Source organism: Serratia marcescens subsp. marcescens ATCC 13880, assembly GCF_017299535.1.
In the GTDB taxonomy this organism is placed as follows: domain Bacteria; phylum Pseudomonadota; class Gammaproteobacteria; order Enterobacterales; family Enterobacteriaceae; genus Serratia; species Serratia marcescens.
This window is the reverse complement of record NZ_CP071238.1, coordinates 1,227,319-1,251,938: the sequence shown is the minus strand read 5'-3', so window position 1 is coordinate 1,251,938 and position 24,620 is coordinate 1,227,319. Positions and strand designations below refer to the sequence as shown.

Below are 24,620 nucleotides of genomic sequence, written 5' to 3'. Positions count from 1 at the left end.
TGTTCGCTAAATTAGACGGTACCGCAAACTTTCTCGATCAGTTCCGCCGGGAACTGCATCGCCTGCATGATGTGTTCGATCATGCTGCGCTTGCGGCCGGTATTGGTATTGGTGATCACCCAGTAAGGGGTGCCCGGTACATGCTTCGGCTTGGTGTGCGTGCCGTTGGCCAGCAGGGTCTGCTGATCGCCGGCGAAATAGGTGCGGGTGCGGCCGGTCAACGCCTCGGTGGCGGCGGCGAAACCGGCGGCATCGAGGGTGTACAGCGTGGACAGCACCAGCATGAAACGGTTGACCGCTTTGTTCTGCTCGGCGTATTCATCCGACAGCAGCAGTTCACGCACGGCGCGTACGCGATCGCGCGGGCGCTGAACCGGCGCCGCTTTTTCCAGTTCGACGGACGGCGACGCACTGGCGGCAGGCAACGCGCGCACCGGCTGACCGGCGGTGAATTTCAACATGCGGCGTAAAATATCGGACGCGCTTTCACCGATGTGTTGCGTGTGGCTGGCAATATAACGGTAAAGCTCTTCGTCGACTTCAATAGTTTTCATCTTTATCCAATACTGTTTTTTCTACTTAGAACCTGAAGCCAGATCCTGCATTCAAGCCATGGGATTATAAGGTTAAAAGCGCTGGGGCGAACACAACAATGTGCCTCCGGACGGCAAATGCAGACTAATACCTATAGCCGGCACTGCCAAGCCCGCGCCGCGAAAATTCCGCATGATTCATCGTGCGATTCAATCATGATACCCTAATCTGAATCTCTCTCAGTATGAACTTCGCCATGAAATTACATTATCAACTGCTGGCCGCCGAGTCAGACGCGCTGCCGGTGCTGCTGATCCACGGCCTGTTCGGCAATCTCGACAACCTGGGCGTGCTGGCGCGCGATCTCCATAAACAGCACAGTGTGATCAAGGTCGATCTGCGCAACCACGGCCTCTCCCCGCGCGCCGACGACATGAACTACCCCGCCATGGCGCAGGATCTGCTGGCGCTGCTCGACGAACTGCAGCTGGAGAAAGCGATCGTCATCGGCCACTCGATGGGCGGCAAAGCGGCGATGGCGCTGACCGCCATCGCGCCCGAGCGCATCGCCAAGCTGATCGTCATCGACGTCGCGCCGGTGGATTACCAGACCCGACGTCATGACGAGATCTTCGCCGCGCTGAAGGCCGTCAGCGCCGCCGGCATCACCCAGCGCCAGGCGGCTGCCCAGTTGATGCGCGACTACCTGCAGGAAGAAGGCGTGATCCAGTTCCTGCTGAAGTCCTTCCATAACGGTGAATGGCGCTTCAACCTGCCGGTGCTGATCGAACGCTACGAAGACATCACCGGCTGGCAGGACGTCCCGGCCTGGCCACACCCGACCCTGTTCATTCGCGGCGGCCTGTCGCCGTACGTGCAGGACAGCTACCGTGCAGATATCGCCCGCCAGTTCCCGCAGGCCCGCGCGCACGTCGTCGCCGGCACCGGCCATTGGGTGCACGCCGAAAAACCGGAAGCGGTGCTGCGCGCCATCCACCGTTTCCTCGGCGAAGCCTGAAAAATACGTTAATCTGGCGAAAAAACGCGCTAAAGATAACGGCTTAGCGCGTTTAGCCCGCAGTTAGGCATTGTCGCCGCTCCATCTGCTGGGGTAATATGGCGCGCTATAATTTTGCCGCCGCGCCAGCGCGTTCGCGAACGCCGGTTCGGGGGTAAATTTGGGTTAGGGTTTATTGGCCCGAAGTGTGTTAATCGATGCCTCCGGAAGCGTGCGAGCGCTTTTTGATGCAAACTCCCTTGCAGTACCGCTACCTATGGCAAAAGAACAAACGGATCGCACGACGCTGGATCTGTTCGCAGATGAACGCCGTCCGGGGCGCCCGAAAACCAACCCGCTTTCCCGCGATGAACAGCTTAGAATCAATAAGCGCAATCAGTTACGGCGCGATAAAGTGCGCGGATTGCGGCGCGTAGAGCTGAAAATCAACGCGGATGCGGTGGACGCCCTGAACAAACTGGCGGAACAGCGCAACATCAGCCGCAGCGAACTCATCGAGCAGATGCTGTTGGCGCAACTGGCGGAAGAACAGCCGGAACATTGATCTCTTCGGCCGCACGCGCGGCGCGGCGTTAAGGACAACGCCGGATCGACCACGCTTTTCTTCATCCTTCGGCATCGCATAAATGCGATAAAACCCCGGCGCCACTTTCTGGCATGATACGCATTTACCGGTAAGAGACTGCGCCTGTCGGCGCCCGCCACCGTGGCGAAAGGCTCTTGTCATGGCATCATTTTAATCGGCGGCAGTGCCGGCGCCGAGTAATGCAATTAATTGAATTTAAAGGTTATACGCGATATGGCTACTGTAGGCATTTTCTTTGGCAGCGACACTGGCAATACCGAAAACATTGCCAAAATGATCCAGAAAATTCTTCAGAAACAGTTTGGCGACGATGTCTCAGAAGTGCATGACATCGCCAAAAGCAGCAAAGAAGACCTGGAAGGGTTCGATATCCTGCTGCTGGGTATCCCGACCTGGTACTACGGTGAAGCGCAGTGTGACTGGGATGATTTCTTCCCGACGCTGGAAGAAGTCGATTTCAACGGTAAACTGGTGGCGCTGTTCGGCTGCGGCGACCAGGAAGACTACGCGGAATATTTCTGTGACGCGATGGGCACCATCCGCGACATCATCGAACCGCGCGGCGCGGCCATCGTGGGCCACTGGCCGACCAAAGGCTACCACTTCGAAGCTTCCAAAGGCCTGGCGGACGACAACCACTTCATCGGTCTGGCGATCGACGAAGACCGTCAGCCGGAGCTGACCAATGAGCGCGTGGACGCCTGGGTCAAACAGATCGTCGAAGAGCTGAGCCTGGCCGATATCGTCGGCTAAACGCCGGTACTGGCGAAAGGTTGAACAAAGGCCCTGTAAAGTGCATAGTGTGCCGACAGGGCCGTCATCGGCAACAGGGATTGCTGCGATAGAAGCTACAGATTTGTAACTTCCCACCCCGTCACGGTAGACTGAGATATCGGTTTATCCCATCCATCAAGGCGTTGCATGCAAAACATGCAATAGTGCAATTATATCTTTGTTAACAACCGGCGGTTTCCATTTAGTACAACCGGTTCTATAATGAGACGCATTAACTCTTTGTGCCGACCGATGCCACAGGCGAGTACGCCTCAACTTGATTAGCATAGTAACAGGACTGAATTCGCATGACCGACAACAACATCGCATTGAAGAAGGCCGGCTTAAAAGTCACGCTTCCGCGACTCAAAATCCTGGAAGTACTGCAAAATCCGGAATGCCATCACGTCAGTGCGGAAGATTTGTACAAAAAACTGATTGATATGGGCGAAGAGATCGGCCTGGCGACGGTTTATCGCGTACTGAACCAGTTTGACGATGCGGGCATTGTGACACGTCACAATTTCGAAGGCGGCAAGTCCGTGTTCGAGCTGACCCAACAGCATCACCACGATCACCTGATTTGCCTGGACTGCGGCAAAGTGATCGAATTCAGTGATGAATCCATCGAAGTGCGCCAGCGTGATATCGCCAAGCAGCACGGCATCAAGCTCACCAACCACAGTCTGTACCTGTACGGCCACTGTGAAACCGGTGACTGCCGCGAAGACGAATCGCTGCACGACAAGAAATAAGCCTGACCGGCTATGAAAAACCGCCTCACATTGGGGCGGTTTTTTTATGCCCGCCGTACAACGGGCAAAAAAATCCCCGGACAAGCCGGGGGAAGATCATGTCATGAAATACTACAATTGCAGCGGCACTGCGACTCCACGTACTGCTCTCACTTCAACATCCGCCCCACGCCGGCACGCGCGGGGGCGAACGCATTCCCCCTTCATTATGATGCGGCCCGCCGCCAGAACCACGGGCCCCGGAGCCAGACCTAGACCTTCTCGGCGCGGCTGTAGCGTTTACCGTCCGGGCTGACCGAACGCACCTGCACGTCACCGGAGACCGCCGGCTTGGCCTTGGCGTCATAGCGCTGCCACTGCTTGCCGCCGTCGGTGGAATACTCGATGCCCAATCCCGGCAGCGCGATATTCGCTTCCAGCTTGCCGCCCGCCACGCGGGCGCCCGGCACCGGCAGACGATAAGCGACGCCGCCTTTGTCCAGCTTGGCCAGTTCACGTTGGCCCAGGATATTGGCGAAGCGCAGCCAGTCTTTCTCCAGCGCCTGGGTATCGACAAAGTGGGTTTCCCCGCCTTTGTATTCGCGGCCGGCGCGATAGTCCTGCTCCCAACCGGCGCGGTGCCAGGCGCGTTCCGCCACCGACAGCGCGCGCGGGAAGGTCATGTATTCCATCTGCGGATCGGTGCGCTGGGTTTCGCTCCACAGCTGAGCGGACAGACCGTAGGCACCCGGCCACGGCTTGTCGCTTTTGGCGTTGAAGTGGTTGCCGTCGCGGTCGACCGAGGTTTCCGCGTTCTGCGGCATGTTGTCCGGCGCGAAGCTGAACACCTTGCGTTCGTCGCTGAAGCGGGTGCCCCAGTAGTAACCGCGCTCGTCCGGATTCACCTCGTAAGGGAAGTCCATGTAGACGTAGTCCGGGTTGGAGACCACCACTTCATACCCTTTATTGGCCCAGTCGTTAACGCTGTCGAAACCGCCCCAATACAGGGTGTCCCAGAAGTTGACGCCCACGCGCGAGGTGGCGAACGCCTTCGAACTTTCGGCGTCTTTCAGACCGTCCTGCCAGGCCTGCATTCTGTCGATGCCGTGCGCCTTCACCAGCTTGCTGACCTCCTGGCCGAAGTAGCTCGGCAGGTGCTCCATGTCGGCCACCTTGCCTTCTTTGATCATCGTCTGGCACACCTGCGACTTGGCCCACGGCTTGTCTTCATTACTCTGGTCAATGATGCCTTTACCCGGTTCCGGTTTCGCCTTGTCGGTATAGCCTGCGCCCAGGCGGATGTTTTTCGCCTCATCGCCGCCAAAGTGCCAGGTTTTGATCGGCTGGCCGGCTTCTTTATGCATCTGGGCAATCTCGCCAATCACCTTGTCGACAAAGCGCTGGGAGGAATCCAGGCACGGGTTCAGGTAGCTCTGGCGGTTAAAGAACTGCACGGAGGTGGTGTTGGAGGTATCGGTCGGATCCACCAGACGGAATTCGTTGGCCTCCTGCTCTTTGCCGGCGGCATGCAGTTTCTTGTAGCGCGCTTCCATCGAAACCACCGCGGCGCGGGCGTGCGCCGGCATGTCGATCTCCGGGATCACCTCAATCTGGCGCGCCTGGGCATATTTGATGATGTCGATGTAGTCCTGACGGCTGAAGAAGCCGCCGTAGACGTCCGGCCCCTGGCCGTACTGCGGCAGCAGGCAGGTGGTTTCGCTCAGATCGTGGCAGCGCTGGCCGCCGACTTCCGTCAACTCCGGCAAACCGGGGATCTCGATGCGCCAGCCTTCGTCATCGCTCAGGTGGAAGTGGAATTTGTTGAGCTTGTAAGCCGCCATCTGATCCAGCAGGCGCAGCACCGCGTCCTTCTTATGGAAGTTACGCGCCACGTCGAGGAAAATGCCGCGATACGGGAAGCGCGGCGCATCGCTGGCGTCCAGCGTGGCGATCTTGCCGCTGCCGTCGCTCGGCACTAACGACAGGATCGACTGCAGCCCGTAGAACACCCCGGCCTGATCGAAGCCGATCACTCGCGCCTCTTTCTTGCCGATTTTCAGCTCATAGGCGCCCGATACCGCCATCGCGCCTTTAAACTTGCCCGGCTGGATATCGGTCTTGATCGGGTAACCGTTGGTCTGAACCGGCACGCCCAGCAGCGCGAAACGCTGGCTGACGACGTCCGCCGCCGGCTTGACCAGCGTGCTCAGATCCAGCGCCACCCCTTTGCGCAGGTCGGCGTCCTGTGCGTGGACCTTCACCTGCATCGGCGTCGGCACGATCTGGCCGCGCAGCGCGCCGGCGGGCAGCGTCTGCAGATCGGCATTGCTGACAAAGCGCGAAGCCGGCGTCATCAGAATGTTTTTGTCGTCCTTGGTGCGCTTCCACTGGTCGCCGGTGAACGGCGCCACAAACTGATCCAGGTTTTCGGTGTCGGTATTCGCCAGCATTTTCGGCTTGGCGTCGCCGGAGGTGGCATACCAACGCGGCAGGAAGTCGTTTCTGAACAGCTGCCAGTATTCGGCGACCACCGGGATTTCCACCGCCTTACCGGCCGGGAAACCGCTGAATTTGGCGGTCGGCTCCAACTTGTACAGATCGCCGGTCAGATGCGCGATCTTGAACTGGTCGTTGTCTACCCGCAGGGTCTGGCGCGGGCTGTGGAAATAGATGACCCAGTCTTTGCCGTCGATCGCCTGGCCGTCGTTGCTGAGGGTGAACAACACCCGGTTGCAAGAGGCCCAGTCGGCGCCCAGCGCCGCGCAATCCACGCCGTTTTCGCCGGCGCGGTTATCCAGCATTTTCACGTTCAGCTTCAGCTGGCTCAGCTGATCCACCAGCTGTTGATCGGCCATGGCGTTTCCCATGCCGCCCAGGAATCCCATCGTTGCCGTCAAGGCGGCAAGCGCGCTCAGTTTGAATGCGTTCATCTTCTCATCCTTCTTAATTATTGTTATCGCGAATTTCTTGCCACAGCTTGCCGCACTTGGCGTCATAAGCCTGACCGTTACCGCTGTGAACCGCCATAATGCAGTTCTGATAATCCATCACCCGCACCGTTTCCTGCTCAGCAAACTGCTGGTGCTGTTTTTCTTGTTTCAGCACGTTCAGCACCGACTTGCAGGGCTGCAGACGCTCCGGCGAACCTTCGGCGGTGTTGATGCAGGCGCTGTAAGCCTGCTTCAATTTGGCGTCTTCCGGCGGCGCGGCGGGTTGCGCACAGGCGCTCAAGGCCGCGGCGGCCGCCAGCATCAGCATGATTTTTTTCATCGTTGAATTCCCTTAACTGCCCCCGGCGGCGAGGCCGGGGAACGCATCAGAAGATGGTGAATGGCGCGATGACCATGAACTTGACGTCTTTCTCGTCCTGGAAGATGTTGCCGTAACCGCCGCCCCAGCTCGGGATGTTGGTGTGGTTGTCATACTGGGTGTAGTGCAGCTTGATCAGGGTGCCCTTGGCGCGCCCTTCCTGGATGGTGTACATCGCGTCCAGGCTCCAGGCGCTCTCTTTCAGGCGCTGGCTCTGATCGTAGATCGGGTTGGTGCTCGGCTTGGCGTCCCAGGCGTACACGTAGGAGCCGCCGACCGCCATGCCCGGCAGGTTCCAGTTGCTGAGGTCGTACATCACGCCGGCGTACACCGCTTTCTCGCCGTTGGCGTTAAAGTCGGAGCGGTTGTCCCACCACACGTCCAGACGGCCGTTGGATGAGGCGTAGGTCGGGGTCATGCGCTGCAGGAAGAAGCCCTGGTTGCCTTCCGCCTTGACCATGGTGCCTTCCAGACGCCAGTTGAACTGCCCGGTGGTGTAACCGAAGGTCAGCGCCTGCAGCCAGGCCAGACCGTCGTAGATGCTGTTCGGATCGTTCTTGTCGCTGATGCGGTCTTCCGCGCCGTAGAACTGGTAACTGGTGGTCAGCGGGTTGCCCAGCAGATCGAATTTGTAAGACGCCTTGGTGAAGTACTGATTCACGTAACCCTGGGCTTGGCCGAAAGCGGCTTCCAGCACCAGATCGTTTTTGAAATCGTACTTGGCGCCCAGCGAGTGCAGATAGGAGACGCGGGTTTTCTTATCATTCTGGCGGAAGTCGTCCACCTCGATATGCCACGGCGCCTTGTATTTGTCGGCCCACATGTAGGAGAAGCTCAACGCGCCGGCATCGCCGTAGTCGAACTTGGCGCCGGCCTCGGCGCCCTGATAGGTGCCCGGCATAAAGCTCCAGTGCGGCGCCAGCAGGGTTTGGCCGCTCGGCTGAATGTAGCCGGCGCGCGCCCAGACCGGGCCGTATTTGAATTTGGCGGCGGCTTTGTACAGGCTGATACCGCCTTTGTCACCGGAGTAGTCTTCGTCGTAGGTACGGTTCTTCGAGGAGAACGCAATTTCGTTCGGGTGACCGCTGGCGCTGGATTCAGCCAGTTCGATGGCGGTAAAGGCGCCGACATCCAGACCGAACATGTCCCAGGCGTAGCCCGACGCGAAATCCAGGCTCAGGTTGGCGGTGGAGTGCGACAGGTTGGTGGTGTATTGGTTGTAATCCTTGCTGTCCGGATTGAGATCTTTACGGTCGCGCTCACGTTGCCAGTAATAGATGCCGCCGGTCAGCGTGGAATCATCGATAAACCCTGCGGCTTTCGCCTCAGGCGCCATGGCAAACCCTGTTCCCAACAGCGCGCCCGCGACTGCGAGCGCCAGCGTTTTACGCTGAGCACCGTGCGTACCCATAGTGAAATTCCTCTTTGACTTAACTTAAAAGTTGCAGCCGCCTGTGTTCACCACTGCCCTGCACGACTGCCAATAAAAAACCCGAACGGGTAAAAAATATTGCCGACGAGATGTTATTCCCACAGCACTAATTGCTACAGACAGACTATTTTTCGCGACGCGAATTATCAAATGAAAAATGCGGGAGATTTGTCAAAGTATGACAAGCAGCACATATCAGTGAGATTTTGTTACGTCGGTGTTCATGGAGGGTGTCGAATAAAAAATTCAATTAAATCAGAATAAATTAAGATAAGAGGTCAACCAGAGACGATTAATGGTTTCAGCCTGATTAAATTCGTCAGTCAGACGATAAAAATTGAGAGCGCTCTCTAAATGAAATTAATTCGCATCACGAATATATAAGAAAAAATGAAGACTAATAAAGCCAATATAAGAAAACTAATGGGTTAATGCGTCGCCATTAATTAAACGTATCCCGGAAAAAATGAGAGAGGAATAGATCGCGAGCCGAGCGCAGGCATAAAAAAAGCGCGGCTTAAAGCCGCGCTGATTCATTAATTTTAAAGGCGAATAAGATTAGCCTTCGATTTTCGCCCAGGTGTCACGCAGGCCGACGGTGCGGTTAAACACCAGATGCTCGGCCGACGAATAACGGTTGTCGGCGCAGAAGTAGCCTTCACGCTCGAACTGGTAGGCCTTCTCCGGCTGTGCGGCCGCCAGACTCGGCTCGACGAAGCCGTGCTTGATGACCAGCGATTCCGGGTTGATGGTGGAGAGGAAATCCTCCGCCGCGCCCGGGTTAGGCACGCTGAACAGGCGATCGTACAGGCGAATTTCCGCCGGCAGCGCGTGCGCCGCGGACACCCAGTGGATCACGCCCTTCACCTTGCGGCCGTCGGCAGGATCTTTGCTCAGCGTTTCCGCATCGTAGCTGCAGAAAATGGTGGTGATCTCGCCCGCTTCGTCCTTCTCGACGCGCTCGGCCTTGATCACGTACGCATTGCGCAGACGCACTTCCTTGCCCAGCACCAGACGCTTGTACTGCTTGTTGGCTTCTTCGCGGAAGTCGGCGCGATCGATATAGATCTCGCGGCTGAACGGCACATCGCGGCTGCCCATTTCCGGCTTGTTCGGGTGGTTAGGCATGGTGACCATTTCCACCGCATCGCCCATGTTCTCGATGACGACCTTCACCGGATCCAGCACCGCCATGGCGCGCGGGGCGTTCTCGTTAAGATCGTCGCGAATGCAGGATTCCAGCGCCACCATCTCGACGTTGTTGTCTTGCTTGGTCACGCCGATACGCAGGCAAAATTCGCGAATCGAGGCGGCGGTATAACCGCGGCGGCGCAGGCCGGAGACGGTCGGCATGCGCGGGTCATCCCAACCTTCGACGATCTTCTCGGCCACCAGTTGGTGCAGCTTGCGCTTCGACATGATGGCGTATTCGAGGTTGAGACGCGAAAACTCGTACTGCCGCGGGTGGCAAGGAATGGTGATGTTATCCAGCACCCAGTCATACAGACGGCGGTTATCCTGGAATTCCAGAGTACACAGCGAATGGGTGATCCCTTCCAGCGCATCGGAAATGCAGTGGGTGAAATCGTACATCGGGTAGATGCACCATTTGTTGCCGGTCTGGTGGTGTTCGGCGAACTTGATGCGGTACAGCACCGGATCGCGCATCACGATAAACGGCGAAGCCATATCGATCTTGGCGCGCAGGCAGGCGGCGCCTTCGGCGAACTCGCCGTTGCGCATCTTCTCGAACAGCGCCAGGTTCTCTTCCACGCTGCGGTCGCGGTACGGGCTGTCTTTGCCCGGCGCGGTCAGGGTGCCGCGATATTCACGGATCTGCTCCGGCGACAGCTCATCGACGTAGGCCAGCCCCTTGGTGATCAGCTCAACCGCATACTGGTGCAGCTGATCGAAATAGTCTGAGGAGTAATGAACGTTGCCGCTCCACTCAAAGCCCAGCCACTCCACGTCGTGCTTGATTGACTCCACGAACTCGATGTCTTCTTTCACCGGGTTGGTGTCATCGAAACGCAGGTTGCACTGGCCCTGATAGTCCTTGGCGATGCCGAAGTTCAGGCAGATGGACTTGGCGTGGCCGATATGCAGATAGCCGTTAGGCTCCGGCGGGAAACGGGTATGTACCGACGTGTGTTTCCCCGACGCCAGATCTTCATCGACGATCTGACGGATAAAATTGGTTGGGCGGGCTTCAGCCTCACTCATTTCACTGTTCCTCAATGCAAAGCGCTACACATAACCGCCTATGATCCAACAAGCCACGTCTGGAAACAACCGTTTGTTTCACGAAAAATGCAGCATATTGCACCCTCGGCGCGCAGCGCGCCGCCGTGGCGCGAAACGGGATAAAAAAAGCGGGAAGAGATCGCTCTCTTCCCGCCAAGTCGGGGCAAACTCCGCCATGATGCGTGACCGGCCCCGGGTACTACTCAGGTAAAAACGGCCTTACTTTTGGATCTCGTACAGCTTGGTCTGACCGGCGACCACTGAGCCGCTGGCCAGCGCCGCCAGGCCGGCATAGTCGTCAGAATTGCTGACCACCACCGGGCTGATCATCGAACGCGCATTGGCGTTCAGGTAATCCAAATCCAGTTCCAGAATCGGTTGACCGGCTTTCACTTCCGCGCCCTCTTCCACCAGGCGTTTGAAGCCCTGGCCTTCCAGCGCGACGGTGTCGATCCCCATGTGCACCACAATCTCAGCGCCCTTGTCGGTTTCCAGGCAGAAGGCGTGGTTGGTATTGAAGATTTTCACCACGGTGCCGTCAGCCGGCGACACGACGATGTTGCCGGTCGGGCGAATCGCCAGGCCGTCGCCTACCGCCTTGCTGGCGAAGGCTTCGTCCGGCACCTGATCGAGCGCCACCACTTCACCGGTTACCGGCGCCACCAGCGTTTCAAACGCGGCTTTCGGTGCGTTCGGCACCGCCTGCGGTTTGGCTTCCGCAGCAGGAGCCGCCGCCGCCGCAGCCGCCACCGGGCCGGCCGCAATTACGTTGCGCATTGCGCTGGCAATCAGCTCGGCACGGGTGCCGACGATCACTTGCACGCTCTGCTTGTTCAGACGGATAACGCCCGACGCGCCGAGGCGCTTCGCCAATGCGTCGTTCACCAGTGCAGAGTCCTTCACGTTCAAACGCAGTCGGGTGATGCAGGCGTCGATGCCGGTCAGGTTGTCGGAGCCGCCGATCGCGCCGACGTAGCGACGGGCCAGCGTGGTGGTTTCATTCTCGTCTTTACCGGCGCTGCTGTTGACGTTGACGTCATAACCGTCGGTTTCGTCACCGGCAACCGCCAGCTCGCGGCCCGGGGTCATCAGGTTGAACTTGTTGATGGTGAAGCGGAACACCACATAGTAGATAACGAAGAACACCAGACCCTGCGGGATCAGCATGTACCAGTGGGTCGCCAGCGGGTTACGCACCCACAGCATCATATCCACCAGGCCGGCGCTGAAACCGAAGCCTGAAATCCAATGCATGTTAGCGGCGATGAACACCGAGATACCGGTCAGTACGGCGTGGATCACGTACAGCACCGGCGCCACGAACATGAAGGAGAACTCCAGCGGTTCGGTGATGCCGGTAAAGAAGGCAGCGAATGCCCCTGCCATCATGATCCCCAGCACCTTCGCCTTATTCTCAGGACGCGCGCAGTGATAGATGGCCAGCGCCGCGCCCGGCAGACCGAACATCATGATCGGGAAGAAGCCCGCCTGATAACGGCCGGTGATGCCAACAACCGCTTTACCCGCGTCAATCGACTGCTGGCCGCCGAGGAAGTTAGGGATATCGTTGATGCCGGCCACGTCGAACCAGAACACCGAGTTCAGCGCGTGGTGCAAGCCGACCGGGATCAGCAGGCGGTTGAAGAAGGCGTAGATGCCCGCGCCGACGGAGCCCAATTTTTGGATGTGTTCGCCGAAGCTCACCAGAGCGCCGAACACGACCGGCCAGACGAACATCAGGATGTAAGCGACCAGGATCATCAGGAAGGAAATGAGGATCGGCACTAAACGGCGGCCGCTGAAGAACGACAGCGCCTTAGGCAGCTCGACGCCGCTGAAGCGGTTGTACACTTCGGCTGAGATGATACCCACCAGAATACCAACGAACTGGTTCTCAATCTTGCCGAACGCGGCAGGCACCTGATCGAGCGGGATCTTTTGAATCATCGACACGGCGGCCGGTGAACAGAGGGTAGTCAGCACCAGGAAACCGACGAAGCCGGTCAGTGCGGCAGATCCGTCCTTATCTTTGGACATGCCGTAGGCGACACCAACGGCGAACAACACCGCCATATGATCGATAATCGCAGAGCCAGACTTAATCAATAAGGCAGCGAAAGCGTTGTCGCCGCCCCAACCAACAGGGTCAATCCAGTACCCGACGCCCATCAAGATGGCGGCGGCGGGCAGCGTGGCGACCGGCACCATCAGCGCCCGTCCCACCTTTTGCAAATAACTAAGAATGTTCACCTTTTCCCCCTATGTTGTCCGCGGACGGACCCTATTAGTAGTTTATTTGGAGCTCTCACTACCTTTTTAGAAACAGCGCTTGGCACGTATCACTCATGCCGAGTGTAAAAAAATTATTTTGTATCGCAAATTAAAACCTCCCTTTTTGTGATAAATATCACCAAAAAGTAGTCTTCACCTCCCAGATTGCTGGCCATCACACAAAACTTATTTTATCATTCAAAAAATCAACCGAACGGACGATTCACGCGAGAATCATAAAGCTGGGTTACGCTTAGGACTCCCGCAGGCCCGTACAGTATAGCTTTAGTTTACTTATCCCAAGAGGTGTTAGATGAGACTTATCCCACTGAAAGATACCGCACAAGTCGGCAAATGGGCCGCGCGTCATATCGTTCAACGCATCAACGCATTCAAGCCAACCGCAGAGCGCCCGTTTGTACTCGGCCTGCCTACCGGCGGCACGCCGCTGGAAGCCTACAAACATCTGATTGCGATGCACAAAGCAGGTGAAGTAAGCTTTAAGCATGTTGTGACTTTCAACATGGACGAGTACGTTGGCCTGCCGCAGGAACACCCGGAAAGCTACCACACCTTCATGTACCGCAACTTCTTTGACCACGTTGATATTCCTCGTGAAAATATCAACCTACTGAACGGCAACGCCGCGGATGTCGACGCCGAGTGCCGCCAGTACGAAGAGAAGATCAAGTCTTACGGCAAAATTAACCTGTTCATGGGCGGCGTGGGTATCGACGGCCATATCGCGTTCAACGAGCCGGCTTCGTCCCTGGCTTCGCGCACCCGCATCAAAACGCTGACCGAAGACACCCGCATCGCCAACTCGCGCTTCTTCGGCGGCGACGTCAGCCTGGTGCCGAAATATGCGCTGACCGTCGGCGTGGGTACGCTGCTGGACGCGGAAGAGGTGATGATCCTGGTGACCGGCCACGCCAAGGCGCAGGCGCTGGAAGCCGCTGTGGAAGGCAACATCAACCACATGTGGACCATCAGCTGCCTGCAGCTGCACGCCAAAGCGGTGGTGGTGTGCGACGAACCGGCCACCATGGAACTGAAAGTCAAAACCGTCAAATATTTCCGCGAGTTAGAAGCGGAAAGCGTGAAAAGTCTTTAATCTTTGCAGGGGGCTACGATGTTCGCTTTAACCCACGGCCGAATCTATACCGGCCACGACGTACTTGATGACCATGCAGTCATTATCGCTGATGGGCTGATTGAGAAAGTCTGCCCGGTGGCTGAATTGCCCGCCGGCATCGAAACGCGCGACCTGGGTGGCGCCATCCTGGCCCCCGGGCTTATCGACGTGCAGCTGAACGGCTGCGGCGGCGTCCAGTTCAACGATTCGCTGGAAGCCATCTCGGAAGAAACGCTGGAGATCATGCAGCGCGCCAACGAGAAATCCGGCTGCACCAGCTATCTGCCGACGCTGATCACCAGCAGCGACGAATTCATGAAGCACAGCGTCGACGTGATGCGCGCTTATCTGAAAAAGCACCAAAACCAGGCGTTGGGCCTGCACCTGGAAGGGCCGTACCTCAGCCCGGTGAAAAAAGGCACCCACAACCCGGCGTTCATTCGCAAGCCGACCCAGGACATGATCGATTACCTGTGCGCCAACGCCGACGTGATCACCAAGGTGACGCTGGCGCCGGAAATGGTTGAGCCGCACTTTATCAAGCAGCTGACCGAGGCCGGCATCGTGGTCTCCGCCGGCCACTCGAACGCCACCTACGATCAGGCGCGCACCGGCTTCGCCGCCGGCATTAGCTTCGCCACCCACCTGTACAACGCCATGCCGTATATCACCGGCCGCGAACCGGGGCTGATGGGGGCTATCTTCGATACGCCGGAGGTCTATACCGGCATCATCGCCGACGGCCATCACGTAGCCTGGGCGAGTATCCGTAACGCCAAACGCCTGAAAGGTGATAAATTGGTCTTGGTCACCGACGCGACCGCACCGGCGGGTGCAGATATTGACCAATTTATTTTCGCCGGTAAAACAATATACTATCGGGATGGGCTGTGCGTGGATGAGAACGGCACCCTGAGCGGTTCCGCGCTGACCATGATCGAAGCGGTGCAAAACAGCGTCGAGCATATCGGCATCGCGCTGGACGAAGCGCTGCGCATGGCGACGCTGTACCCGGCGCGCGCCATCGGCGTCGATCACCGTCTGGGTACCCTCGAAGCCGGCAAGGTGGCTAACCTGACCGCCTTCACCCGTGATTTCAAGATCACCAAAACGCTCGTTAACGGTAACGAGGTTTAATTCAATGAACAGCGAGTAACATTATTGATGAGCACTGGCGGACAAGCACAAATAGGGAACGTTGACTTAGTCAAACAACTTAACGGCGCGGCAGTTTATCGCCTGATCGACCAACAGGGCCCGATCTCGCGCATTCAAATCGCCGAACTCAGCCAGCTCGCCCCCGCCAGCGTCACTAAGATTACTCGCCAGCTGCTGGAGCGCGGGTTGATCAAAGAAGTCGATCAGCAAGCCTCCACCGGCGGCCGCCGCGCGATCTCCATCGTGTCGGAAACCCGTCATTTCCATACCGTCGCGGTGCGCCTCGGCCGCCACGACGCCACCATCACGCTGTATGACATGAGCGGTAAATCGCTCAGTGAAGAACACTATCCGCTGCCGGAACGCACCCAGGAAACGCTGGAGAATGCGCTGTTCGCCGCCATCGCCCAATTCATCGAAGCGAACCAGCGCCGCCTGCGCGAGCTGATCGCCATCGCGGTGATCCTGCCCGGCCTGGTGGATCCGGCGCTGGGCGTGGTGCGCTACATGCCGCACATCAGCGTCAGCAACTGGGCGCTGGTGGACAACCTGCAGCAGCGCTTTAACGTCACCAGCTTCGTCGGCCACGATATCCGCAGCCTGGCGCTGGCGGAGCACTACTTCGGCGCCACCCGCGACTGCGAAGACTCGATATTGGTGCGCCTGCACCGCGGCACCGGCGCCGGCATTATCGTCAACGGGCAGATTTTTCTCGGCAACAACGGCAACGTCGGCGAGATCGGCCATATCCAGATCGATCCGCTCGGCGAACGCTGCCACTGCGGCAACTTCGGCTGCCTGGAAACGGTGGCCGCCAACGCCGCGATCGAACAGCGCGTGCGCCAACTGCTGAGCCAGGGCTATCCAAGCAAACTGACGCTGGAAGACTGCGGCATCAACGCCATCTGCAAGGCCGCCAACCGCGGCGATCTGCTGGCCAGCGAAGTGATCGAACACGTCGGCCGCTATCTGGGCAAGGCGGTGGCCATCGCCATCAACCTGTTCAATCCGCAGAAGGTGGTGATCGCCGGTGAGATCACCGAAGCGGACAAGGTGCTGCTGCCGGCGATCCAAAGCTGCATCAATACCCAGGTGCTGAAGGACTTCCGCAAAAATCTGCCGGTGGTGACCTCCGAACTCAATCATCGCTCGGCGATCGGCGCTTTCGCCCTGGCCAAACGCGCGATGCTCAACGGCGTGCTCTTGCAGCGATTGCTGGAAAGCTGATCCGCCGCTTCTGGCAGGTGTGTTATCGTCACTTCTTGCCTGCCGTAATCATGAGAAACAGCGACAAATGAAAATCAAAAACGTTATATGCGATATCGACGGCGTGCTGCTGCATGACAATACGCCGGTGCCCGGCGCCGATCTGTTCCTGGCGCGCATCCAGGAACAAGGCATGCCGCTGGTGGTGCTGACCAACTACCCGTCACAGACCGCACAGGATCTGGCGAACCGCTTCGCCGCCGCCGGGCTGGAAGTGCCGGAGAGCGCGTTCTATACCTCGGCGATGGCCACCGCCGACTTCCTGCGCCGTCAGGAAGGCAAAAAAGCCTATGTGGTCGGCGAAGGCGCGCTGATCCATGAGCTGTACAAAGCCGGTTTCACCATCACCGACATCAACCCGGATTTTGTGATCGTCGGTGAAACCCGCTCTTACAACTGGGACATGATGCACAAAGCCGCCTACTTCGTCAGTAACGGCGCGCGCTTTATCGCGACCAATCCGGATAGCCACGGCCACGGCTTCTCGCCGGCCTGCGGCGCCCTGTGCGCGCCCATCGAGAAGATCACCGGCCGCAAGCCGTTTTATGTCGGCAAGCCCAGCCCGTGGATCATTCGCGCCGCACTGAACAAAATGCAGGCGCACTCGGAAGAGACGGTGATCGTCGGCGATAACCTGCGCACCGACATTCTGGCGGGCTTCCAGGCCGGCCTGGAAACCGTGCTGGTGCTGTCCGGCGTCTCCACGCTGAGCGACATCGAAACCATGCCGTTCCGCCCGAGCTACGTCTACCCTTCCGTCGCCGATATCACCATCTTCTGATCCATCGATGGCGGCTGCCCGGCCGCCATTATTTCCCTCTTCCTGGCCGCAGTTTGAATTTAATTCGTTCATGGCCGCAAAAGGTTTCAGCCTGCCTGCGCTAAAAATCCTCATTATAAGTTTACGCCCCGCCAATAGCTGATATTGCCGGCGAGCGAAAAACTCTCCCCCTAATGAATGAGGCCACCATGAGCACAAATAACATTATTAATGCCGTCGCCGCCGATGACGCGGCCATTATGCCGTCTATCGCCAATAAAAAGATCCTGATGGGTTTCTGGCACAACTGGGCCGCCGGCGCCAGTGACGGTTATCAACAAGGCCAGTTCGCCAATATGAATCTGACCGACATCCCCGCCGAGTACAACGTAGTGGCCGTCGCCTTTATGAAAGGCCAGGGCATCCCGACTTTCAAACCTTACAACCTGTCCGATGCCGAGTTTCGCCGCCAGGTGGGCGTGCTGAACAGCCAGGGCCGCGCGGTGCTGATCTCCCTCGGCGGCGCAGACGCGCATATTGAGCTGAAGACCGGCGACGAAGACAAGCTGAAAGACGAGATTATTCGCCTGGTGGAAGTCTATGGCTTCGACGGCCTGGATATCGATCTGGAACAGGCGGCGATCGGCGCCGCCAATAATAAAACCGTCTTGCCTGCGGCATTGAAAAAAGTAAAAGACCATTACGCCGCGCAGGGGAAAAACTTTATTATCAGCATGGCGCCGGAATTCCCGTATTTGCGCACCAACGGCACCTATCTGGATTATATCAACGCCCTTGAAGGCTATTACGACTTTATTGCGCCGCAATATTACAACCAGGGCGGCGACGGTATTTGGGTGGATGAACTCAACGCCTGGATCACGCAGAATAACGACGCCATGAAAGAGGACTTCCTCTACTATCTGACGGAAAGCCTGGTCACCGGCACCCGCGGCTATGCGAAAATCCCGGCGGCGAAATTCGTTATCGGCCTGCCGAGCAACAACGATGCCGCCGCCACCGGCTACGTGATCGACAAACAGGCGGTGTATAACGCCTTCGCGCGTCTCGACGCCAAAAGCCTGTCGATCAAGGGCCTGATGACCTGGTCGATCAACTGGGACAACGGCAAGAGCAAAGCCGGCGTGGCCTACAACTGGGAATTCAAAACCCGCTATGCGCCGCTGATTCAGGGCGGCGTCACCCCGCCGCCGGGAAAGCCTAATGCGCCGACGGCGCTGACGGTCTCCGAGCTGGGCGCCACCTCGCTGAAACTGAGCTGGGCCGCCGCCACCGGCGCGTTACCGATCGCCAGCTACACCGTCTACCGCAACGGCAACCCGATCGGCCAGACCGCCGACCTGTCGCTGACCGACAGCGGCCTGACCCCGGTCACCCAGTACAGCTACTTCGTTACCGCAACCGACAGCCAGGGCAATACCTCGCTGCCGAGCAGCGCGCTGGCGGTCAAAACCGCCAACGACGGCACGCCGCCCGATCCGGGTGCGCCCGAGTGGCAGAACAACCACAGCTACAAGGCTGGCGACGTGGTGAGCTATAAAGGCAAGAAGTACACCTGTATCCAGGCGCACACCTCCAACGCCGGCTGGACGCCGGACGCCGCCTTCACCCTGTGGCAGCTCATCGCCTAATCGCTAATCGATTGCCGGTCAAACTGGCCGGCAATCCCGCCATCACGCTAAAAATTGCATAATCGATAATTTTTCACGCCGATAACTGAACATCCGTTAAAAACCGCACCTAAGCAAACAACTATTTCTCAACGCATGGCTAAAACGCTTGCATCTCCCGCAGCTTTTGGCGCATTTTCATAACCACAGCGCAGCAAAACCGGGTTATCGCTGATAAATCGGCAATGCTGCCCATAACAGTAAAAAACAACATCACAGTCATAAAAGCCCGTTAGGAGAGTTGTATGTGTTCTATTTTCGGTGTGCTCGATCTGAAGTCCGATCCCGTTGAACTGCGTAAGAAAGCGCTGGAGCTGTCACGTCTGATGCGCCACCGCGGCCCGGATTGGTCCGGCGTTTACGCCAGCGACAAAGCCATTCTGGCTCACGAACGCCTGTCGATCGTCGACGTCAACAACGGCGCTCAACCGCTGTACAACGCTGCGCACACCCACGTTCTGGCGGTCAACGGCGAAATTTACAACCACCAGGCGCTGCGCCAACAGCTGAGCGACCGCTATGCGTTCCAGACCGGTTCCGACTGTGAAGTGATCCTGGCGCTGTACCAGGAGAAAGGCCCGGACTTCCTCGACGATCTGCAAGGCATGTTCGCCTTCGCCCTGTATGACACCGAAAAAGACGCCTACCTGATCGGCCGCGATCACCTGGGCATCATTCCGCTGTACATGGGCCACGACGAGCACGGCAACCTGTACGTCGCCTCGGAAATGAAAGCGCTGGTGCCGGTGTGCCGCACCATCAAGGAATTCCCGGCCGGCAGCTATCTGTGGAGCCAGGACGGTGAGATCCGTGAATATTATCGCCGCGACTGGTTCGATTACGACAGCGTCAAGGACAACGTGACCGACGCCGCCGCCCTGCGCACCGCGCTGGAAGAGTCGGTGAAAAGCCACCTGATGTCCGACGTGCCCTACGGCGTGCTGCTGTCGGGCGGGCTGGATTCCTCGGTCATCTCGGCGATCACCAAGAAATACGCCGCGCGCCGCGTGGAAGATCAGGAACGCAGCGAGGCCTGGTGGCCGCAGCTGCACTCCTTCGCCGTCGGCCTGGAAGGCTCGCCGGATCTGCGCGCCGCGCAAGAGGTGGCCAACCATTTGGGCACCGTGCACCATGAAATCCACTTCACCGTGCAGGAAGGCCTGGACGCCATCCGCGACGTGATTTATCACATCGAAACCTACGACGTCACCACCATTCGCGCCTCGACGCCGATGTACCTGATGTCGCGCAAAATCAAGGCGATGGGCATCAAGATGGTGCTCTCCGGCGAAGGCGCGGACGAAGTGTTCGGCGGCTACCTGTACTTCCATAAGGCGCCGGACGCCCGCGAATTCCACGAAGAGACCGTGCGTAAACTGCTGGCGCTGCACATGTTCGACTGCGCGCGCGCCAACAAGGCGATGTCCGCCTGGGGCGTCGAAGCCCGCGTGCCGTTCTTGGACAAGAAATTCCTCGACGTGGCGATGCGCATCAATCCGAAAGATAAAATGTGCGGCAACGGCAAAATGGAAAAACACATCGTTCGCGAATGTTTCGAGCCCTATTTGCCGGCCAGCGTGGCCTGGCGCCAGAAAGAGCAGTTCTCCGACGGCGTTGGCTACAGTTGGATCGACACGCTAAAAGAGGTCGCTGCGCAGCAAATCAGCGATCAACAGCTCGAAACCGCGCGTTTCCGCTTCCCGTACAACACGCCGACCTCTAAAGAAGGCTACCTGTACCGCGAAATCTTCGAGGAGCTGTTCCCGCTGCCGAGCGCCGCCGAATGCGTGCCGGGCGGCCCGTCCGTCGCCTGCTCGTCCGCCAAGGCCATCGAATGGGACGAATCGTTCAAGAAGATGGACGATCCTTCCGGCCGCGCCGTCGGCGTGCACCAGGCCGCCTATAAATAATCGCGCGGCGTTTTCCCTTGGGGCGGGCCTTTTGGCCCGCCTTTTTGTTGCCTTTTTCCTCCGCCAACTGCCTGAATTGCCGATTTTATCGCCATAATGTTCACAACCCAGACAAACGGCGCTTCCGGGCGCTTTTTCGGGAAAAAACTTGTTGACGCAAATCGGTCATATACGCATAATGCGCCCCGCAACGCCGATGAAGGCAAAGCAAAAAAAGAGGGCTACGTAGCTCAGCTGGTTAGAGCACATCACTCATAATGATGGGGTCACAGGTTCGAATCCCGTCGTAGCCACCATCTCTTTTTTGCATTTGCGGGAGTGGCGAAATTGGTAGACGCACCAGATTTAGGTTCTGGCGCCGCAAGGTGTGCGAGTTCAAGTCTCGCCTCCCGCACCATTTCTCTTCATCGTCGGCGCAGTATGTTGATGGGGTATCGCCAAGCGGTAAGGCACCGGTTTTTGATACCGGCATTCCCTGGTTCGAATCCAGGTACCCCAGCCATATTCTTTCGGGAACGGGGTTTCAACATAAGATTTGTTTGCAGGTGGGGTATCGCCAAGCGGTAAGGCACCGGTTTTTGATACCGGCATTCCCTGGTTCGAATCCAGGTACCCCAGCCATAACAAACTGCTTGCAAATCAAAGAAGTAAAAAGTAACATCGGCTACGTAGCTCAGCTGGTTAGAGCACATCACTCATAATGATGGGGTCACAGGTTCAAATCCCGTCGTAGCCACCATAATTGGGGTGTCGCCAAGCGGTAAGGCTCTGGTTTCTGATACCAGCATACCCAGGTTCGAATCCTGGCACCCCAGCCATATTTAGAAAAGCCCGCTTCGGCGGGCTTTTTGCTGTCTGGCGTTCAGCCAATCCTAACGGGCCCAGCCGCCGCTGAGCCCTACCGGTTACAATCCCAAGGCGTACTTCAACGCATGCTCTTTCAGCTTGCCCGCCCGCTGCGCGGCCATCAGCGCCAGATTGCGCGCCACGTTCAGCGGCGCCAGGTTATTGCTGAAGGCGGTATAAAACAGATCCATGCCGCTCTGCATCAGCAGATTGTCGGTGCGACGGCGACGCTGATAACGCAACAGCACCGCCTCGCTGCTCCAGTCCTCTCCCTGATCCCGCGCCTCGCTCAACACATTCAACAAGGCATCCACATCGCGATACCCCAGATTGACGCCCTGCCCGGCCAGCGGGTTGATGGTATGCGCGGCATCCCCCAGCAGCGCCAGCCCCGGCAGTACGTAACGCTGCGCATGACGCCGCGTCAGCGGGAACGATCCGGCAGCGTGCACCTTGACCGGGCCCAGTCGCGCCGGAAAAGCGGCGGCGATCTCGCGCTCCAGCTGCGCCGGCGGCATCGCCTGCAGTTGGCGAATGCGCTGCGGGCTGTCATACCACACCAGCGATGCCCAGCTGTCGTACAGCGGCAGGAAGGCACGCGGCCCGGACGGGAAGAAGCGCTGCCAGGTCACATCCTGCTGCGGCGCGCCGGTATCGACGGTGATCAACATGCACGCCTGACGATATTGCCAGCCGTTGGTGCCGATCGCCGCCAGCTTGCGCACCTGCGAGTTGGCCCCGTCGGCACCGACAACCAGCCGCGCCTGCAGCGTTTCACCGCTGTCCAGCGTCAGCTGCCAGGCCTTGTCCGCCCGCTGCAGCGATTGCAGCCTGGCGGGGCACAGCAACGTCAGATTGGCGCACTGCGCGAACTGCTGCCACAGCGCCAGCTGCAGAATGCGGTTTTCCACCATAAAGCCCAGCTCGGGCAGCCCCAGGGACACCGCGTCGAACGCCACCCGCGACGACGCCCACTCCCAAGTCTCCAGCCGGCGATACGGCGCCGTACGCATCGCCGTCACGGCCGGCCAGGCGCCGAGCTGTTTCAGCAGCCCCACCGAGGTGCAGCCGATCGCGGAAATGCGCAGGTCCGGCGGGCTTTGCGCCTCGAACGCCTGCGGCGCCTGATGTTCCAGCAACGCCACCGACCAGCCCGCCTGCGCCAGCCCGAGGGCCGCCGCCGCGCCGACCATGCCGCCGCCCACCACCACCGCGTCATACCGATTTTGAGATGTCTTCATATTGGCTATGTTTTCTGTGTGAATGCTCGCCATCCCACCCGGCATGGCGTTTTGCGCAGTGTACCGGATTTTCGCTTCGGCTTCAGGTTGCGTGCCATTTTCCCCCGCGCTGGTCACAACGGCGGCAAATGATTACAATACGCGCCCTGCATGTCGCGTAACGCAACTTTCGCTCCGCACTGAGTAATGGCAAGTCAATGACGAAAAAACTACATATCAAAACCTGGGGCTGCCAGATGAATGAGTATGATTCATCGAAAATGGCCGACCTGTTGAACAGCACGCACGGCTTCGAGTGGACCGAAAACGCCGAAGAAGCGGACGTGCTGTTGCTGAACACCTGCTCGATCCGCGAAAAAGCGCAGGAGAAAGTTTTCGCCATGCTGGGGCGCTGGCGCTTGCTGAAAGAGAAGAACCCGTCTGTCATCATCGGGGTCGGCGGTTGCGTGGCCTCGCAAGAAGGGGAGCTTATCCGCAGCCGCGCGCCTTGCGTCGACGTGGTATTCGGCCCGCAGACCCTGCACCGCCTGCCGGAAATGATCAATCACGTTCAGGGCACCCGCAGCCCGGTGGTCGATATCAGCTTCCCGGAGATCGAAAAATTCGACCGCTTGCCGGAACCGCGCGCCGAAGGCCCGACCGCCTTCGTGTCGATCATGGAAGGCTGCAACAAATACTGCACTTTCTGCGTGGTGCCTTACACCCGCGGCGAGGAAGTGAGCCGCCCGAGCGACGACGTGCTGTTCGAAATCGCCCAGTTGGCGGCGCAGGGCGTGCGCGAGGTCAACCTGCTCGGCCAAAACGTCAACGCTTACCGCGGCGCCACGCATGACGGCGATATCTGCTCGTTCGCCGAACTGCTGCGCCTGGTGGCCGCCATCGACGGCATCGATCGCATTCGCTTCACCACCAGCCACCCTATCGAGTTCACCGACGATATCATCGCGGTGTACGAAGACACGCCGGAGCTGGTCAGCTTCCTGCATCTGCCGGTGCAGAGCGGTTCGGATCGCATCCTGACCATGATGAAACGCGCGCACACCGCGCTGGAGTACAAGGCGATTATCCGCAAGCTGCGCAAGGCGCGCCCGAACATTCAGCTCAGCTCCGATTTCATCGTCGGTTTCCCGGGCGAGAGCCAGGCCGACTTCGAACAGACCATGAACCTGATCGCCGACGTCAACTTCGACGTCAGCTTCAGCTTCATCTATTCGTCGCGCCCCGGTACGCCGGCGGCGGACATGGTTGACGACGTCAGCGAAGAAGAGAAAAAGCAGCGGCTGTACATTCTGCAGGATCGCATCAACCAGCAGGCGCTGCAGTTCAGCCGCCGCATGCTCGGCACCGTCCAGCGTATTCTGGTGGAAGGCACCTCGCGCAAAAGCGTGATGGAACTGGCCGGGCGCACGGAATGCAACCGTGTGGTAAACTTCGAAGGCACGCCTGACATGATCGGCCAGTTTGTCGACGTGGAAATTACCGAGGTGCTGACCAACACCCTGCGTGGCGCAGTGGTGCGCACCGAACAGCAGATGGATCTGCGCGTACATGAATCCCCGCAGTCGGTGATCGCCCGTACCCGCAAAGAAAACGCGCTGGGCGTCGGCATTTACCAGCCCTGACGCCGCGGCGGCCGCCTTATCGCCGCCCATTCACGCTATTCCTTACCGTTTCTCCGCCGGGCGTCCGCGCCCGGTGATGTTCTTTTTTC

The 24,620-nt window shown here is 58.6% G+C and carries 18 protein-coding genes and 6 tRNA genes; 17 read left to right on the top strand and 7 right to left on the bottom strand.

Annotation, left to right across the window (positions count from 1 at the left end; translation table 11 throughout):
* Positions 1-11: 11 nt before the first annotated feature.
* On the bottom strand, positions 12-554 hold the full coding sequence (seqA, locus tag J0F90_RS05850) for a replication initiation negative regulator SeqA (RefSeq protein ID WP_033641080.1): 543 nt from the start codon (positions 552-554) through the stop codon (positions 12-14).
* Positions 555-778: 224 nt separating this feature from the next.
* On the opposite strand from seqA, the gene ybfF reads away from it, so the two are divergent.
* The 4 genes from ybfF (at position 779) to fur (ending at position 3,667) form a co-directional block, all read left to right on the top strand.
* Positions 779-1,552 (top strand): esterase, encoded by a 774-nt coding sequence (ybfF, locus tag J0F90_RS05845; protein WP_080286931.1) that lies wholly within the window; start codon positions 779-781, stop codon positions 1,550-1,552.
* Between the two features lie 256 nt (positions 1,553-1,808).
* Positions 1,809-2,096, top strand: coding sequence for a LexA regulated protein (gene ybfE, locus J0F90_RS05840; RefSeq protein ID WP_004939936.1), 288 nt, complete (start codon positions 1,809-1,811; stop codon positions 2,094-2,096).
* A gap of 255 nt (positions 2,097-2,351) precedes the next feature.
* Positions 2,352-2,891 (top strand): flavodoxin FldA, encoded by a 540-nt coding sequence (fldA, locus tag J0F90_RS05835; RefSeq protein WP_004939938.1) that lies wholly within the window; start codon positions 2,352-2,354, stop codon positions 2,889-2,891.
* Positions 2,892-3,220: 329 nt separating this feature from the next.
* Positions 3,221-3,667 (top strand): ferric iron uptake transcriptional regulator, encoded by a 447-nt coding sequence (fur, locus tag J0F90_RS05830; RefSeq protein WP_004939939.1) that lies wholly within the window; start codon positions 3,221-3,223, stop codon positions 3,665-3,667.
* 251 nt (positions 3,668-3,918) lie between these two features.
* Here the strand turns inward: fur and J0F90_RS05825 are convergent, their stop codons facing one another.
* The 5 genes from J0F90_RS05825 to nagE all read right to left on the bottom strand — a co-directional run bounded on the left by J0F90_RS05825 (position 3,919) and on the right by nagE (position 12,881).
* Positions 3,919-6,576, bottom strand: a complete 2,658-nt coding sequence (locus J0F90_RS05825) for a beta-N-acetylhexosaminidase (protein ID WP_033641081.1) — start codon at positions 6,574-6,576, stop codon at positions 3,919-3,921.
* A 13-nt stretch (positions 6,577-6,589) separates the two neighbouring features.
* On the bottom strand, positions 6,590-6,916 hold the full coding sequence (gene chiQ, locus J0F90_RS05820; RefSeq protein ID WP_016928754.1) for a ChiQ/YbfN family lipoprotein: 327 nt from the start codon (positions 6,914-6,916) through the stop codon (positions 6,590-6,592).
* Between the two features lie 46 nt (positions 6,917-6,962).
* Positions 6,963-8,366: a chitoporin ChiP gene (chiP, locus tag J0F90_RS05815; protein ID WP_033641082.1), complete on the bottom strand. Its 1,404-nt coding sequence runs from the start codon at positions 8,364-8,366 to the stop codon at positions 6,963-6,965.
* Between the two features lie 579 nt (positions 8,367-8,945).
* Positions 8,946-10,610 (bottom strand): glutamine--tRNA ligase, encoded by a 1,665-nt coding sequence (glnS, locus tag J0F90_RS05810; protein WP_033641083.1) that lies wholly within the window; start codon positions 10,608-10,610, stop codon positions 8,946-8,948.
* A gap of 240 nt (positions 10,611-10,850) precedes the next feature.
* On the bottom strand, positions 10,851-12,881 hold the full coding sequence (nagE, locus tag J0F90_RS05805) for an N-acetylglucosamine-specific PTS transporter subunit IIBC (protein ID WP_033641085.1): 2,031 nt from the start codon (positions 12,879-12,881) through the stop codon (positions 10,851-10,853).
* Between the two features lie 334 nt (positions 12,882-13,215).
* Between nagE and nagB the strand changes: the two genes are divergently transcribed.
* The 12 genes from nagB to J0F90_RS05745 all read left to right on the top strand — a co-directional run bounded on the left by nagB (position 13,216) and on the right by J0F90_RS05745 (position 21,640).
* A complete protein-coding gene (gene nagB, locus J0F90_RS05800; protein ID WP_004939952.1) occupies positions 13,216-14,016 on the top strand; it encodes a glucosamine-6-phosphate deaminase in 801 nt (266 codons plus the stop codon).
* Between the two features lie 18 nt (positions 14,017-14,034).
* Positions 14,035-15,174 (top strand): N-acetylglucosamine-6-phosphate deacetylase, encoded by a 1,140-nt coding sequence (gene nagA / locus J0F90_RS05795; RefSeq protein ID WP_033641086.1) that lies wholly within the window; start codon positions 14,035-14,037, stop codon positions 15,172-15,174.
* A gap of 27 nt (positions 15,175-15,201) precedes the next feature.
* Positions 15,202-16,422 carry a DNA-binding transcriptional regulator NagC gene (gene nagC, locus J0F90_RS05790; protein WP_004939956.1) on the top strand — a complete coding sequence of 407 codons (1,221 nt, stop codon included), beginning with the start codon at positions 15,202-15,204 and terminating at the stop codon, positions 16,420-16,422.
* A 67-nt stretch (positions 16,423-16,489) separates the two neighbouring features.
* Complete coding sequence (locus J0F90_RS05785) at positions 16,490-17,242, top strand: HAD-IIA family hydrolase (RefSeq protein WP_004939957.1); 753 nt, start codon at positions 16,490-16,492, stop codon at positions 17,240-17,242.
* Positions 17,243-17,430: 188 nt separating this feature from the next.
* On the top strand, positions 17,431-18,873 hold the full coding sequence (gene chiC / locus J0F90_RS05780) for a chitinase ChiC (RefSeq protein WP_033641087.1): 1,443 nt from the start codon (positions 17,431-17,433) through the stop codon (positions 18,871-18,873).
* A 284-nt stretch (positions 18,874-19,157) separates the two neighbouring features.
* Complete coding sequence (gene asnB, locus J0F90_RS05775; RefSeq protein ID WP_033641088.1) at positions 19,158-20,822, top strand: asparagine synthase B; 1,665 nt, start codon at positions 19,158-19,160, stop codon at positions 20,820-20,822.
* 219 nt (positions 20,823-21,041) lie between these two features.
* A tRNA-Met gene (locus J0F90_RS05770) sits at positions 21,042-21,118 on the top strand.
* A gap of 16 nt (positions 21,119-21,134) precedes the next feature.
* Positions 21,135-21,219, top strand: a tRNA-Leu gene (locus J0F90_RS05765).
* Positions 21,220-21,249: 30 nt separating this feature from the next.
* Positions 21,250-21,324: transfer RNA gene (locus J0F90_RS05760), tRNA-Gln, on the top strand.
* 44 nt (positions 21,325-21,368) lie between these two features.
* Positions 21,369-21,443: transfer RNA gene (locus J0F90_RS05755), tRNA-Gln, on the top strand.
* A 41-nt stretch (positions 21,444-21,484) separates the two neighbouring features.
* Positions 21,485-21,561 (top strand) — tRNA-Met (locus J0F90_RS05750).
* A 4-nt stretch (positions 21,562-21,565) separates the two neighbouring features.
* A tRNA-Gln gene (locus tag J0F90_RS05745) sits at positions 21,566-21,640 on the top strand.
* An 87-nt stretch (positions 21,641-21,727) separates the two neighbouring features.
* On the opposite strand, the gene ubiF is transcribed toward J0F90_RS05745, so the two are convergent.
* Entirely contained in the window at positions 21,728-22,909 is a 1,182-nt protein-coding gene (gene ubiF, locus J0F90_RS05740) for a 3-demethoxyubiquinol 3-hydroxylase (protein ID WP_033641089.1), read from the bottom strand.
* A gap of 197 nt (positions 22,910-23,106) precedes the next feature.
* Here ubiF and miaB point away from each other — a divergent pair, with 197 nt between their 5' ends.
* Positions 23,107-24,531, top strand: coding sequence for a tRNA (N6-isopentenyl adenosine(37)-C2)-methylthiotransferase MiaB (gene miaB, locus J0F90_RS05735; RefSeq protein ID WP_033633929.1), 1,425 nt, complete (start codon positions 23,107-23,109; stop codon positions 24,529-24,531).
* Positions 24,532-24,620: the final 89 nt, after the last annotated feature.

Bases quoted from the DNA above. Each gene is read 5' to 3' on its own strand.
- nagC (WP_004939956.1), top strand. From the start codon at position 15,202: ATGAGCACTGGCGGACAAGCACAAATAGGGAACGTTGACTTAGTCAAA.
- asnB (WP_033641088.1), top strand. From the start codon at position 19,158: ATGTGTTCTATTTTCGGTGTGCTCGATCTGAAGTCCGATCCCGTTGAA.
- chiC (WP_033641087.1), top strand. From the start codon at position 17,431: ATGAGCACAAATAACATTATTAATGCCGTCGCCGCCGATGACGCGGCC.
- J0F90_RS05785 (WP_004939957.1), top strand. From the start codon at position 16,490: ATGAAAATCAAAAACGTTATATGCGATATCGACGGCGTGCTGCTGCAT.
- chiP (WP_033641082.1), bottom strand. From the start codon at position 8,366: ATGGGTACGCACGGTGCTCAGCGTAAAACGCTGGCGCTCGCAGTCGCG.
- ubiF (WP_033641089.1), bottom strand. From the start codon at position 22,909: ATGAAGACATCTCAAAATCGGTATGACGCGGTGGTGGTGGGCGGCGGC.
- miaB (WP_033633929.1), top strand. From the start codon at position 23,107: ATGACGAAAAAACTACATATCAAAACCTGGGGCTGCCAGATGAATGAG.
- ybfE (WP_004939936.1), top strand. From the start codon at position 1,809: ATGGCAAAAGAACAAACGGATCGCACGACGCTGGATCTGTTCGCAGAT.
- nagA (WP_033641086.1), top strand. From the start codon at position 14,035: ATGTTCGCTTTAACCCACGGCCGAATCTATACCGGCCACGACGTACTT.
- fur (WP_004939939.1), top strand. From the start codon at position 3,221: ATGACCGACAACAACATCGCATTGAAGAAGGCCGGCTTAAAAGTCACG.
- J0F90_RS05825 (WP_033641081.1), bottom strand. From the start codon at position 6,576: ATGAACGCATTCAAACTGAGCGCGCTTGCCGCCTTGACGGCAACGATG.
- ybfF (WP_080286931.1), top strand. From the start codon at position 779: ATGAACTTCGCCATGAAATTACATTATCAACTGCTGGCCGCCGAGTCA.
- nagB (WP_004939952.1), top strand. From the start codon at position 13,216: ATGAGACTTATCCCACTGAAAGATACCGCACAAGTCGGCAAATGGGCC.
- fldA (WP_004939938.1), top strand. From the start codon at position 2,352: ATGGCTACTGTAGGCATTTTCTTTGGCAGCGACACTGGCAATACCGAA.
- glnS (WP_033641083.1), bottom strand. From the start codon at position 10,610: ATGAGTGAGGCTGAAGCCCGCCCAACCAATTTTATCCGTCAGATCGTC.
- seqA (WP_033641080.1), bottom strand. From the start codon at position 554: ATGAAAACTATTGAAGTCGACGAAGAGCTTTACCGTTATATTGCCAGC.
- chiQ (WP_016928754.1), bottom strand. From the start codon at position 6,916: ATGAAAAAAATCATGCTGATGCTGGCGGCCGCCGCGGCCTTGAGCGCC.